Annotated in this window: 8 protein-coding genes; 1 reads left to right on the top strand and 7 read right to left on the bottom strand. The window is 64.3% G+C overall.

Annotated elements, in window-relative coordinates; all coding sequences use genetic code 11:
* Positions 1-66: 66 nt before the first annotated feature.
* The 6 genes from ACQ4WP_RS02120 to ACQ4WP_RS02145 form a co-directional block, all read right to left on the bottom strand.
* Positions 67-777: a response regulator gene (locus ACQ4WP_RS02120; protein WP_436518458.1), complete on the bottom strand. Its 711-nt coding sequence runs from the start codon at positions 775-777 to the stop codon at positions 67-69.
* 85 nt (positions 778-862) lie between these two features.
* Positions 863-5095, bottom strand: a complete 4233-nt coding sequence (locus tag ACQ4WP_RS02125) for a hybrid sensor histidine kinase/response regulator (RefSeq protein ID WP_436518459.1) — start codon at positions 5093-5095, stop codon at positions 863-865.
* Between the two features lie 54 nt (positions 5096-5149).
* Positions 5150-6319 carry a patatin-like phospholipase family protein gene (locus ACQ4WP_RS02130; RefSeq protein ID WP_436518460.1) on the bottom strand — a complete coding sequence of 390 codons (1170 nt, stop codon included), beginning with the start codon at positions 6317-6319 and terminating at the stop codon, positions 5150-5152.
* 51 nt (positions 6320-6370) lie between these two features.
* Positions 6371-8146 (bottom strand): gamma-glutamyltransferase, encoded by a 1776-nt coding sequence (gene ggt, locus ACQ4WP_RS02135; RefSeq protein WP_436518461.1) that lies wholly within the window; start codon positions 8144-8146, stop codon positions 6371-6373.
* 84 nt (positions 8147-8230) lie between these two features.
* Positions 8231-8989, bottom strand: coding sequence for a 3-hydroxyacyl-CoA dehydrogenase (locus ACQ4WP_RS02140; RefSeq protein ID WP_436518462.1), 759 nt, complete (start codon positions 8987-8989; stop codon positions 8231-8233).
* A 162-nt stretch (positions 8990-9151) separates the two neighbouring features.
* Positions 9152-9589 (bottom strand): hypothetical protein, encoded by a 438-nt coding sequence (locus ACQ4WP_RS02145; RefSeq protein WP_436518463.1) that lies wholly within the window; start codon positions 9587-9589, stop codon positions 9152-9154.
* Positions 9590-9868: 279 nt separating this feature from the next.
* On the opposite strand from ACQ4WP_RS02145, the gene ACQ4WP_RS02150 reads away from it, so the two are divergent.
* Positions 9869-11929: a TonB-dependent receptor domain-containing protein gene (locus ACQ4WP_RS02150; RefSeq protein ID WP_436518464.1), complete on the top strand. Its 2061-nt coding sequence runs from the start codon at positions 9869-9871 to the stop codon at positions 11927-11929.
* A gap of 51 nt (positions 11930-11980) precedes the next feature.
* Here the strand turns inward: ACQ4WP_RS02150 and ACQ4WP_RS02155 are convergent, their stop codons facing one another.
* Positions 11981-14104, bottom strand: coding sequence for a sodium-translocating pyrophosphatase (locus ACQ4WP_RS02155; RefSeq protein ID WP_436518465.1), 2124 nt, complete (start codon positions 14102-14104; stop codon positions 11981-11983).
* Positions 14105-14246: the final 142 nt, after the last annotated feature.

Here is a 14246-nt window from a genome sequence, read left to right on the forward strand (position 1 = left end):
GCACAAGGCCCGGAAGCAGATACTTTAAACCTAAAGTATTTTCCCGGCAAGCGGAAAACAGCAAATTCAGTCGATGCCGTCCTGCTGTCGCAGCAGGCGCGCCTGCTGCGACACACTGCGCGCCAGCGCGGCCAGGGCCGCCTGCATCTGGTCGCCATCGAGCACCGATGCCTGCAGCAGGGCCATCATTCCAGCTTCCGCGCCATGCAAACCCAGGGTGCGGCAACCGAGGTGCAGCCGTTCGAGCTGCTGGCGCGCCTGGGCCGGTTCGCCGCGCGCCAGCAAGGCGTCGACCTGTTCGCTGGCGGCGACTATCTGTCCCTGGAAGCCCGTCAGATACGCCAGCAGGCGTTCGCTGTCGATGCAGAGGCGCTGCAGCGTGTCGCGCGGCGCCTCGGCCGGCAAGGCCGAAACGTCGAAGCAGGCGTCGATATGCTGGCGCACCTGCTCCGGCTGGAAGGGCTTGACGATGTAGCCGGCAGCACCGGCCAGCACGGCGTCACGCACCGTGTCCTGGTCATTGGCCGACGACACCAGCACCAGCGGCATGGCATCAAGCGCGCTGTCGGCGCGGATTTTCTGCAGCAGCTCCATGCCGGACAGGCGCGGCATGCGCAAGTCACAAAAGCACAGCGACGGGCGCAAGCCGCCTTCGAGCTGCTCCCACGCCGCTGCGCCATCTTCGGCTTCCACGATATCGTGCACGCCGCAGCTGTCGATCAGATGCATCAATACCATGCGCGACACGACATCATCGTCAACCACCAGTACTTTCATTGCTTTCTCCATTGCCGGCAGCGTCAGGGGCCTGGCCGTATTCTACCCAGTTTCGCCGCGCGCTCGATGGCCGGCATTGCCTATTTTACATCTCCTTTCCCGTAAGGGCTATGTGCGCCAACAGTGCGCGCAATTGCGGCAAATGCAAGGCCACCTGCGTCCAGCGGCCGCCGTCCGCCGCCTCTTCCATTTCAGTGCACAGCATGTGCAGCTGCGTTTCATCGAGATAGGCGGCGCTGCCCTTCAAACCGTGCAGCAGGCGCCCGGCGTTGTCCTTGTCCTGCGCCGCCAGGGCGGCGTCGAGTTCGCGCAGGCGCCCCTCCAGGTCGGAGACGAAGGCGACACGGATGCGCCGTTGCAGTTCGCCGCTGCGGCCGGATTGGGAGGGCGCCGCGATAGGGCCTGCCGGCGCGATGCCGAACAGGGCGTCGAGTTCGGCCTGCCCCCGCAAAACGCCGCGCGGCGCGTTCGACGGCATGCGCGGCAACATGAAACCGCGCTGCAGCTGGCGCTCGATGGCGCGCGCCAGCAAGCCGTGCAGCGCCGCCTCGTCGACGGGTTTACTGAGGAAGTCATCCATGCCGACGCCCAGGTAGCGGCTGCGGTCTTCTTCGCTGGCGTTCGCCGTCAGGGCCACGATCATCAATTCCTGGTCGCGCACGGGCTGGTCCGGCCAGCCGCCCACGCGGATCAAGCGCGTCGCCGTCGCCCCATCCATCTCCGGCATGCGCCCGTCCATCAGAATCAGGTCATAGCGCGTATGCACGCAGGCCGCCACCGCCAACACGCCGTTGGCGACCACGTCGACCCTATGCCCCAGTTCTTCAAGCATGACGCGGATGATGATCTGGTTGGTGGGGAAGTCTTCCGCGCACAGCACGCGCAACTGGTGGCTGTGCGGTGCCAGCGCCACCTGCGGCACCAGCGGCGGCGCCACGCCATCGGCCAGCGGCAAGGTGAAGGCAAAGGTACTGCCCTGACCCGGCGTGCTGGCGACCTCGATCTCGCCATCCATCAATTCAACCAGCTGGCGGCAGATCGCCAGGCCCAGCCCCGTGCCGCCGTAGCGCCGCGTGGTGCTGGCGTCGGCCTGCTCGAACTTCTGGAACAAGCGCGCCATCGCATCCGCATCGATGCCGATGCCGCTGTCGCTGACGGTAAAACGGATCAGGTTGACACGGCGCCCGCCGCTGCCGCTGGTCACGCCGGCCCGCTCGACGCACACGCTGACGCCACCGCGCTGGGTGAACTTGAAGGCATTGCCGACCAGGTTCACCAGCACCTGGCGCAAGCGGGTCGGGTCACCCACCACGAAGGGCGGCAGGTCCGGCGCGAAATCGATGGTGAAACCGATGCTGCGCGCGGCCGCCTGCTCCTCGAACAGGCTGACGACCGTCTCGATCGCCGCACCGAGCGCGAAATCGATATTTTCTATACTCAGCTTGCCCGCCTCGATCTTGGAAAAGTCGAGCAAGTCATTGATGATCACCAGCAGCGACTGGGCATTGGCCTGGCCCCGCAAAATCTGCTCGCGCGTGGCATCGTGCAGCTGCTCGTCGCGCAATGCAAAACCCAGCATGCCAATCACGCCGGCCAGCGGCGTGCGCATCTCGTGGCTCATGTTGGCCAAAAATTCCGACTTTTGGCGCGTCGCATCCTCGGCCTTGCGCTTGGCCTGGCGCAAGCTTTCCTCATTTTTCGTCAGGCTGCTGTTGACTTGCGCCAGCTTTTCCGACTGGGCCAGCACTTCGATTTCCTTGCTCTGCAACTCGACCGTGCGTTCGCCGACCAGTTTTTCCAGCTCGTTCTGCTGGCGCCGCAACGCGCGCACGCGCTGGCGGTACGCGCCATACACGGCGCCCAGCAGCAGCGCCGCCATCAGGGTGCGGAACCACCAGGTTTTCCAGAATGGCGGCAGGATCGTGATGGCCAGCGTGGCGCCGCTCTCGTTCCACACACCGTCCTTGTTGGCCGCCTTGACGCGAAACACATAATTGCCGGCATCGAGATTGGTGTAGGTGGCAAAGCGCCGGCCCGCATCCGTCATGACCCAGTCCTGGTCGAAACCCTCGAGCCGGTAGGCGAACATATTGCGCTGGGGTGCCGCGAAATGCAAGGCCGCAAATTCCAGCGAAAAGACGCTTTCGCGGCTGGTCAGCACCAGCTTGCGCGTATGGTCGATCGCCGTCCTGAGCACGTGCGCGAACTCGCCGCGGCCGATGGCTACCGGCTTGTTGAAGATCTGCAGCTCCGTGATGGCCACCAGCGGCGGCACGCGGTTGTCGTGGATATCCTGCGGCACGAACGCCGTCATGCCGTTAAAGCCGCCGAAATACATGGTCCCATCCGCCGCGCGCAGGGCCGCGCCATCGAAGTACGAGCCTTCCACCGTGCCATCGGCGCTGTCGTAGTTGCGGAACAGGCCGCTGCGCATGTCGAGCCGCGTGATGCCGCTATTCGTGCTTAGCCACAGCTGTTCGTTATCGTCGCCCAGGATGCTGGCGACGGCATCGTCGGCCATGCCATCCTTGCGCAAGAAGCGCCGGAAGCGGATCTCGCCCTTGGCGTCGACGTCCATGCGGTTCAGCCCATTGGCCGTGCCCACCCACAGCACGCCGCGCTTGTCCTCATGCAGGAAATGCACCTCGTCGTGGCTCAGGCTATGCGGGTTTTGCGGATCATGGCGGAAATGCCGGAAGCGGCCGCTGGCGCGGTCCAGCAAATCCAGGCCGTGGAAAGAACCTATCCACAGCCGCCCCTTGCCGTCTTCCAGCACGGGCCGCACCATGTTGTCGGACAGGCTGTTCGGGTTGGCCGGATCGTGGCGGTAGGTGGTAAAGCGTTTGCTAACGGGGTCGAAGCGGTGCACGCCGCCCCGCGTCGAGACCCACAGCATGCCGCTGCGGTCGCTCACGACATTGCGGATGGTGTCGCTGTTCGGATCGCCGGCGGCAAAGCGCATGGTGAAGAAGCGCCCCAGTGCCGGATCGAAGCGGTGCAAGCCCGTCGAGCCGCCCACCCACAGGGTGCCATCCGGCGCCTTGTACAGGGTGGTGACTTGCTCGTCGCGCGACATGCCGGGCGAACTGCGCAGGTCGAACAGGCGCGAGCTGCCATCGCGCGTATCGTACAGTTTCAGGCCGCCCTTGGTGGCCAGCCACAGCTTGCCATTGCCCGCGTCGGCCACGGCGCGCACTTTCTTGTCCGCCAATGCGCCCACATCGCCGGGCGCACGCGCCATGCGCGAAAAACCGCCACTGCCCAGGTCCACCCGGCTCACGCCGTTGTACCAGGAGCCGACCCAGAAGGTGCCGGCGCGGTCGCGGTACAGCGACGACAGCTGGTTGTCGGCGACGCTGAATTTGTCGCCCGTCTGGTGGCGGTATTGCAGGAAGGTGTCGCTCTCGGGCAGCCAGCGGAACAGGCCATCGGCATTGCTGCCCAGCCAGACGGTGGCGTCGACATCCTGGTACAGGCTGGCGACGCGGATGGCGGAAAAGCCCTGTTTTTCATTCAGGCGCAGGCGCGACTGCGGCGCCTGCCCTGCGCCTCCCAGGCGCCAGCGCTCGGCGCCGGCCATGGTGCCGATCCACAGATTCTGCTGGCGGTCCACCAGCAGCGACTGGATCACGTTGTACTTCGAACCGGGATCCGTGTCGACGGCGAAATGCTCGAAACGGTCACTGCCCGGCGCCAGCATGTCCAGGCCCGTGACGGTGCCTATCCACAAGCGCTGTTGCGCGTCCAGCACCAGCGCCTTGATTTCATTGTCGCCCAGGCTGTGCGGATTGCCTTCTTCATGGTGCCAGGTACGGAAGGTGCCCGTGGCGGGGTCGAAATGCTGCAAGCCGTCCGAGGTGGCGATCCAGAAGCCGCGCGCGCCATCGTCAAGAATGGCGTGGATATGCCGGTTGCCGTTGCCGCGCTTGCTCTTTTCGACAGGGACGTAATGGATAAAGGTCTGGCTGGCGGCATCGAAGCGGTCCAGGCCATTGTCGGTACCCACCCACAACTGGCCCTGGCTATCGACATGCAGCTCGCCTACCCAATTGTCGGCCAGGCTGGTCTTGTCGCCCTCGATATTCTTGTAGACGACCATGCGGTAACCATCGTAACGGCTCAGGCCAGACTGGCTGCCAAACCACATATAGCCCTGCCGGTCCTGGACGATGGCCAGCACCGATTCCTGCGCCAGACCCTGTTCGACGCTGAGCTGCTCGAAACGCAGGGTGGGCGCAGGCGCCGCCGCGGCCGGGCCGCCCGGCAGCAGCAAAGACAACAGCAATACCACTTCGCAAGCACGTCGAAATACCAGCACAATCGTCCTGTCAAAAAAAACGCGAAAACTCCGGCTACTCTTCCGGGGGCCGTCTCAAGAACCAAAAAACGCCAGTACATCGTCCTTGCGGGCCTGCGTATCGCGCTGTCCAAGACGGATCAGTTCGTTAGTATACGTCGATTCGAACAATAAATACGATGCCAGCGCCGCGCCGCGCGCTTCGGCCGCGCCGATGCCCGACAACATGGTGCGGATGGGACGGGGCAAACTGCCGATATGCCGGCTGGCGATGGCGTCGAGCCGCTCGGACGGCGCGATGACCAGCAACTCCACCGGTTTCAATGCCGTCTTGCCCAGCAACTCGGGCGGCAGCATCGACAAGGTGAGGTTGATGCGGTTCAGGCGCTCGATGTCGACGGCCAGGCCATCGAGGAAGATCGACGACAGCGCGTGGCCGGCGATCTGCGCCAGGCTCGGGTAGCGCGCCGCTTCGGACGCGGCAGGCGCCGGTTCCGTCATGCGCCCCGCCCCCACCACCAGCACCTTGTTGGCACCCAGGTGAATGGCCGGGGAAATCGGCGCCAACTGGCGCATCGATCCGTCGCCGCAGTACTCGCGCTGGCCACCTATATACAGGGGCACGGCGGGAAAAATAAAAGGGATGGCGGCCGAGGCGAGCAAGTGTTCCACGCCGATCTGGTCTTGCAAGGCCAGGCGTTGCGTGCGCACCCAGGGCGCGATCTCGGCGGCCGTCTGGTAAAACGTCATGTGGCGGCTACCCGAATACGACGACGCCGTCACGGCCAGCGCATGCAGCAAACCATCGGCCAGCGCCGCGTCCAGGCGCGGCAGGTCGAGCATGCGGTGCAGCAGGCTGACCAGCGGAGTATTGTCGAGCAGGGAATTGGGCGGCGAAGCATGCCACTGGCGCAGCAACCAGCCGAACGACAGCAGCGACAGCCAGCGCGCGCCCGAGCGGATCACGCCCAGCGAATCGGCGCGGTAGACTTGCTCGACCTGGATGTGCTGCCACACGTCGAGCAGCTTTTGCACGCCTTCGCCAAAATTATCGGCACGGCAGGCCAGCGCCGTGGCGTTGATGGCGCCGGCCGAGGTGCCGCAAATGATGTCGAACGGGTTGCGCGCAGGCGCCCAGCCCGCTTCCCACAGTATCGCCGAAATCGCCTGCAGCACGCCCACCTGGTAGGCGGCACGGGCGCCTCCTCCCGTGAGTATCAAGCCTGTTTTATTTTGCATTCCCATGCCGGCAGATTAGCAGGGTCTGGATACTTTGTGGAAAAGTTTCGGGGTGAATCAATCGCCTCTGACCATCCCCTCGCGCCGCGGATCGGCCCCGCCAAACCAGAAATCCTTGCCATGCGCATTCAGGCGCATGATGCCCTGCAGGCCGGAATTCTGTTCGATGACACGCACCTCGTGACCCATGGCTTGCAGCGCCTCGACCTGGGCTGCCGGCGCGCGGCCCTTTTCCAGCTCCGTCGGGCCATTGCGGCTGCCGAAGTTCGGCAGGCTGATGGCTTGCTGCACGTTCAAGCCCCAGTCCATGGTGCCGACCAGCACCTTGGCGACATAATTGATGATGGACGAGCCGCCGGGCGATCCCGTCGCCAGCACCAGCTTGTGCGTGCCCTTTTCAAATACCAAGGTGGGCGACATGGCGCTGCGCGGACGCTTGCCCGCTTCGACGCGGTTGGCGATGGGGCCATCCGCATCACGCGAATCGAACGAGAAATCCGTCAGCTGGTTATTCAGCAAAAAGCCGTCAACCATCTGGCGCGAACCGAAGGCGTCTTCCACGCTGGTGGTCATCGACAGGCCGCCGCCGAAGGCGTCCACCGCCACCAGGTGCGAGGTCGAGGGGCGCTGCAGCGCATTGTCCATGCCCCACGCCACCTGCATGCCGGGCGGCGTGCCGGGCAAGGCACGACCCATGGATTTGTCGCCGATCAGGGAGGCGCGCTGCGCCAGGTAGGTTTTATCCAGCATGGACGCGATACCGTTGCCCGGCAGCGGCACGAAGTCCGTGTCGGCCACGTAGCGGTTGCGATCCGCGTAAGCCAGGCGCCCCGCTTCCGAGAACAGGTGGATGGCCTGCGCATCGAGCACGCCGTCGACGGGCGCATACGGGCGGATATCCTTCACTTCCAGCATGCCCAGCATCTGCGCGATGGCGATGCCGCCCGCCGATGGCGGCGGCATGCCGCACACGGTCCAGGCCTTGTAGTCGCTGCAGACGGGTTCGCGCACCTTGGCCCGGTAGCCGGCGATATCGACCGCCGTCAGCTTGCCCGGATTGGTGGGATGCGAGGCCACCTTGGTGGCGATGTCGCGCGCGATGCGGCCCTGGTAAAAAGAGTCGGCGCCACCGCGGGCGATCTCGCGCAGGGTGCGCGCCAGCTGCGGGTTTTTCAGCACATGGCCGACGGACCAGGCCTTGCCGTCCTGGTCATAGAAATACGCGGCGGCGACAGGATCGCGCTTCAGGGCCTGGTCCCAGTTTAATAGGCCGTTGAGGCGCTGGCTGACGGGAAAGCCGCCGTGCGCCAGGCGGATGGCGGGGCCGAACAGGGTCGCCCACGGCAGCTTGCCATGCTCCTTGTGCGCCAGTTCCAGCATGCGCAGCACGCCCGGCGCGCCCACGGAACGTCCGCCCACCACGCCGCTGGCGCGCGAAACGGGGCTGCCGTCGGCATTCTGGAACAGGTGTTCGTCGGCAGCGGCGGGCGCCGTTTCACGCCCGTCGAAGGCTTGCACGCCCTTCGCCGTAGAGTACAGCAGGAAGGCGCCGCCGCCGATGCCCGACGATTGAGGTTCGACCAGGGTCAGCACCAGCTGTGTGGCGATGGCCGCGTCGATGGCGCTGCCGCCTTTTTTCAGCATCTGGTAGCCGGCATCGGCGGCCAGTGGATTGGCCGCAGCGACCATGAATTTCTGCGCCGCCCAACCCGATTTTTCCGCATATGCGGTGGCGATTTCCGGCGCTTTTTGCGGCACTTCGGCAAAGGAAGGATTGGCAGCCAGAGCTCCCAGCAAGGTCAGGCTCAGCGCCAGCGGCTTCAATGTGATCATGGATTCTCCGATAAAAAAAGGGCGCACAGCCGAGCAAGGCTGTACGCCCCATACGGGGGTATCCTACATCAAATCGCGCCGGACTTATTTCGGCTGCATGCGGATCGCGCCGTCCAGGCGGATAGTCTCGCCATTGAGCATGACGTTTTCCACGATGGCTTTCACCAGTTGCGCATATTCGCCGGGCTTGCCCAGGCGCGATGGGAACGGCACCATCTTGCCCAGCGCGTCCTGCACTTCGGCCGGCATGCCCAGCAGCATCGGCGTTTCAAAAATGCCAGGCGCCACCGTCATGACACGGATGCCGTTGCGCGACAGGTCGCGCGCCATCGGCAGGGTCAGTCCCACCACGGCCGCCTTCGACGATGCATACGCGGCCTGGCCGATCTGGCCATCGTAGGCCGCCACGGAAGCCGTGTTGATGATGATGCCGCGCTCGCCTTCAGCGGTGGCTTCCTGCTTGGCCATGGCATCGGCCGCCAGGCGGCACATGTTGAAAGTGCCGACCAGATTGATGTTGACGACTTTCTGGAACAGCGCCAGCGGATGCGGGCCATCCTTGCCCACGGTTTTCACGGCCGGCGCCACGCCGGCGCAGTTGACCAGGCCGCGCAAGGTACCGAGCTTGCCTGCCGCCGCCACCACGGCCATGCCATCTTCTTCCGACGTGACATCGCACTGCACGAATACGCCGTTCAATTCAGCGGCCAGCGCCTGGCCCGCCTCCGTCTGCACGTCGGCCAGCACGACCTTGCCGCCAGCGGCCGTCAGCATGCGCGCCGTGGCCGCGCCCAAACCCGATGCGCCGCCCGTGATGATGAATACATTGTCCTGAATCTGCATGAAATCTCCTGAGTGATAAGGGCCGTGTTCCCGGCGCCTGATGGTTGATGCACGATGCCATCATTACGCGCTATTACGTTTACGTAAACGTAATGTCGGCGACAATTGTAGCCATTTTTACGGTCACCGAGCGAAAACTTGCAGCGTTAGCCAATGGAACGGTTAAAAACACTGGATGAAAGCACCGTTGCGATGGCAGATGCGCCCGTTGGCATCGAGCGTGGCATTGCCGGTGCCGTTGTAGCGCGCGCCTGCCGCATCGCGGCAACCGCCTGTATCGCATGAACCGATAGGCTGCGGCGCGCGCGGCATCGGCATGGCCGGGCTGGGCGGCAGGGGCGTCGTGGGCACGACGGATGGTGCAGGCTGCGCCGGCATGCGGCCGATCACCTGCGCCACGGAACGGCGCGGCTGCACGGGCGGCGCGGGGCGGCATGGTTCCACGGCCAGCTTGCTGCTGTCGCGCGGGTCGAGCTGGCACACGGGCAAAGGCTCAGGCAAGGACTCGTCCGGCGCCACCGGCTCCTGCGCCCAGGCATGGCCGCCAGCGAACAGCAGGGCGCAGGTCAGCGCCGGTATGATTTTGATCATCGTCTTCATGTCACCTCCCAGCATCGGTCTCATAACTTTCATTATTTGCACACGCCGTGACAGATGCCAGCGAGCGTAACAATTTCTCACTCTTATAGCTGCCATGCATATGCTGCAACGGTGTTTTATTTCCTTTCAGCACTTTCCTTCTTGCCAGTATGGCATTACAATAAGAACGATTCTTATTCTCATTAGCGGAATTCGAGCGCAGTTTATTCTCTTTTCATTCATTTATACCCGAGCCACCCGGAAGGCAGCCAGGAAATAACAATATCCGGAAAGTTCACCATGACCAAGCGTAGTCCCGCCATCGTAGCCCCCGTCGCCACTCCCGTCCGTGCTATCCATTCCGCCGCCCTGCTCCTGCCGTGCCTGCTGTCGCTGGCCGTCAGCAACGCCTGGGCCGAAGGCAATGTGGCCGTCGATCCCACCATGAACACGGTGGTCGTCACCGCGTCAGGCACGGCCATCGACATCAAGGATGCGCCGGCCAGTATCAGCGTCATCACGCGCGAGGAAATCGAGCGCCAGCCCGTGTATGACTTGAATACCCTGCTGCGCCGCATCCCCGGCGTCACGGGCGGCACCGGCCCCGAAGGCGAGGCGTCGAAGATCAAGCTGCGCGGCTTGCCCGACAAATATACCTTGATCCTGGTCGATGGCAAGCGCGTGGGCAGCTCGGCCGACACGGCTTACCGTCCCGACCTGGGCCGTCAGGACTTGAACTGGATCTCGCCCGACATGATCGAGCGCATCGAAGTGGTGCGCGGACCCATGTCCTCGCTGTACGGCTCGGACGCCATGGGCGGCGTGATCAACATCATCACGCGCAAGGTGCCGGGCAAGTGGAACGGTTCGGCCACGGCCAACTACACGCAGCCGCAAGACAGCGGCCGCGGCACGGCGCACCAGTTGGGCATGAACCTGGCCGGCCCCCTGTCGGACACGGTCGGCATGCGCCTGGGCGTGAGCCAGTCGCGTCAGAATCCCGATGAGAAATTCTTCGACAAAGCGGGCGGCATGGGCGGCGAACGCAACCAGACTGTCTCGGGCCAGCTGACCTGGGCGCTGGACAATAAACAAAACCTGTCGCTGGACGCCAGCTATGGCAAGCAGGAAGCCAGTACTTCGAGCGCGCATGATGAAAATGGCGAGGCGCTGGTCGACAGCTGGGGCGCCAACAAACTGATACGCAAGAGTGTCAGCCTCGGCTACGAAGGCCGCTGGGACTTCGGCAAGACCACGGTCAACCTGTATCACAACGACTTCGATAACGAAGTCGTCGGCTCGGTAGCGAAATCCAAGGACAGCACGCTCGATGCCAGCCTGGAAAAACGGGTCGGCTGGGGCGGCATCGAGCAAATGCTGGTGATGGGCGGCCAGTGGAAGCACCAGGAGCTGACGAACACGAATACCATCGGCACCGTGCCCACCGATTACCTGGGCAACACCGTAAGTGGCGCGACCTTGTCCGGCACCACCTCGGCCCTGTTTGCGGAAGATCAGCTGTTCCTGCGCGAAAACCTGACGGCCACGGCCGGCCTGCGCCTCGATCACCACAGCAAGTTCGGCAACCACTACAGCCCGCGCCTGTACCTGGTGTACCACCCTGCCCCCGCCTGGACCATCAAGGGCGGCATCTCGCAAGGCTTCCGCGCCCCGAGCCTGAAGGAAAACTCGCCGGCGGCAGCAACCAACTCGGGCGGACGCGGTTGCGGCAGCCTCAAACCGCTGGGCTACATCACCGGCTCCTGCTACATGGCCGGCAATGCGGAATTGAAACCGGAAACGAGCACGGCCGGCGAGATCGGCGTGGCGTGGGAACAGAATGGCTGGGACGTGGGCCTGACGTATTTCCACACGGATTTCAAGAACAAGATCGACTATGCGCCGCTGGGCTTTTACCAGCAGCGCTGGTGGACCAAGATGACGAATATCCAGAAGGCGCGCACCAGCGGCCTGGAAGCGACGGCCACCATCCCGCTGACGAAAAACCTGAACTGGCGTAACAACGTGACCTACATGGCGGAAGCGAAAAACCTGACCACGGGCGCCAACCTGCTGTCGACGCCGAAGCTGTCGTGGTACTCGGCGCTGAGCTGGCAAGTCAACGACCAGCTGTTCGGCGAAGTATCGGCCCAGTACACGGGCAAGGAACTCGATGCCGGCAAGCTGGCCGACAAGGCCTACACCATCGTCGACACGGTCGTGTCGTACAAGGTCACGCCCCAGTGGACAGTGCGCGGCGGCGTGCAAAACCTGTTCAAGAAGGGGCCGATGGCCGATGGCCAGGTCGACTATTATGTGCCGGGACGGCGCATGTTTGTCGGCCTGACATCGCGCTTCTGACGCGGCACAGCCCCGCAGCATGTGCCGCGGGGCTGCCGGGAGCGCATGGCATTACTGGGCCGGCAACACTTGCGCGGGTGTCGCCGGCGCCAGGATGGCTGGTGCGGGCGCGTGGATGGGCGCCGGTGCCTTGACCGCCAGCCAGCCCGTGGCCGGCAACAGCGGCACCAGCAGCAGGGCCACGATATTGATGATTTTGATCAAGGGGTTCACGGCCGGTCCCGCCGTGTCCTTGTACGGGTCGCCCACCGTATCGCCCGTGACGGCCGCCTTGTGCGCGTCGGAACCCTTGCCGCCGAAATGGCCATCCTCGATGTATTTCTTCGCATTGTCCCAGGCGCCGCCACCCGTAGTCATGGAAATGGCCACGAACAGGCCCGTGACGATGGTGCCCATCAAGAGGCCACCGAGCGCCGCTGGCCCCAGCAGCATGCCCACGACGATAGGCACCACCACCGGCAGCAGGGACGGCACGATCATTTCACGGATGGCCGACGCCGTCAGCATGTCGACGGCCTTGTCATATTCGGGCCGCGCCGTGCCTTCCATGATGCCCTTGATGTCGCGGAACTGGCGGCGCACCTCGACCACCACGGCGCCCGCCGCGCGGCCCACGGCTTCCATCGCCATGGCACCAAACAGATACGGTATCAGGCCGCCGATGAAGAGGCCGACGATGACCATGGGGTTCGACAAATCGAAGGTAATGTGCTGGCCCACCGATTCGAGTGCATGCGTGTAGTCGGCAAACAGCACCAGTGCAGCCAGCCCGGCCGAGCCGATGGCATAGCCCTTGGTGACGGCCTTGGTGGTGTTGCCGACGGCGTCGAGAGGGTCGGTGATGGCGCGTACGGAGTCGGGCAAGCCCGACATTTCCGCGATGCCGCCCGCGTTATCGGTGATGGGGCCATACGCGTCGAGCGCGACGATGATGCCCGCCATCGACAGCATGGCCGTGGCGGCGATGGCGATGCCGTACAAGCCGGCCAGCTGGTACGAGACGAGGATGGCGACGCAGACGGCCAGCACCGGGTAGGCGGTGGACTTCATCGACACGCCCAGGCCGGCGATGATATTCGTGCCGTGGCCCGTCGTCGACGCTTCGGCGATATGGCGCACGGGCTTGAAGTCCGTGCCCGTGTAGTACTCGGTGATGTAGACCATCAGGCCCGTGAGGACGATGCCGACGACGGTGGCGCCCAGCATCTTGTAGCGCATGGCGTCGTCCGGCCACAGCAGCCACGTCACCACGGCAAAGCCGACCAAGGAGAGGCCAGCCGCCCACCACAGGCCCGTGTACAGGGCCGACATGATCTTCTTGCCGGGGGCCGTCTTGACCATCGAGCAGCCGACGATGGACGCGAGGATGGAGACGGCGCCCAGCAACAGCGGGTAGATGATGGCCGTGCTGCTGGCCTCTGCCATCAGCAACGCGCCCAGCAGCATGGTGGCGATCAGGGTCACGACATAGGTTTCGAACAGGTCGGCCGCCATGCCGGCGCAGTCGCCCACGTTGTCGCCCACGTTGTCGGCGATAACGGCAGGGTTGCGCGGGTCGTCCTCGGGAATGCCCGCCTCGACCTTGCCCACCAGGTCCGCGCCCACGTCGGCGCCCTTGGTGAAGATGCCGCCGCCCAGCCGCGCGAAGATGGAAATGAGCGAGGCGCCGAAGGCCAGGCCGATCAAAGGCTTGATCAGGTCATGCTGGGTCAGGCCGGGCGCGCCCGTCGTCACCAGCAGCCAGTAGAACAGGGTCACGCCCAACAAGCCCAGTCCCACCACCAGCATGCCGGTGATCGCACCGCCCTTGAAGGCCACGTTCAGCGCCTGGTTGATGCCCAGGGTGGCCGCCTGCGCCGTGCGCACATTGGCCCGCACCGAGACATTCATGCCGATGAAGCCGCAGGCGCCCGACAGCACGGCGCCGATCAAAAAGCCCAGCGCCGTATGCAGGCCAAGCAGCGCATAGATGGCGATCAGGAGCACCACGCCGACGATGGCGATGGTGCGGTACTGGCGCGCCAGGTAGGCGGCCGCGCCTTGCTGGATGGCCAGGGCGATTTCCTGCATGCGCGCGTTGCCGGGATCCTGGCGCAGGATCCAGCTACGCGACACCAAACCATAAATGACTGCGACCACGCCGCAGGCTACCGCAAACCACAAACTGGCTGCCATATCGTCCCCTTCTGTTTTTATCCGACGTCATTGCCAACAGCTGCAGACCGCACCGGGTAGGCACGCGCAGCCAGGAAAACACGACCTGCAAAAAACCTGAACTACGAAAACGACACGGCACCGCTGGCGAAAAGCGGGCACA

It is taken from the genome of Janthinobacterium lyxosi (genome assembly GCF_051380665.1).
Taxonomy (GTDB): domain Bacteria; phylum Pseudomonadota; class Gammaproteobacteria; order Burkholderiales; family Burkholderiaceae_D; genus Janthinobacterium.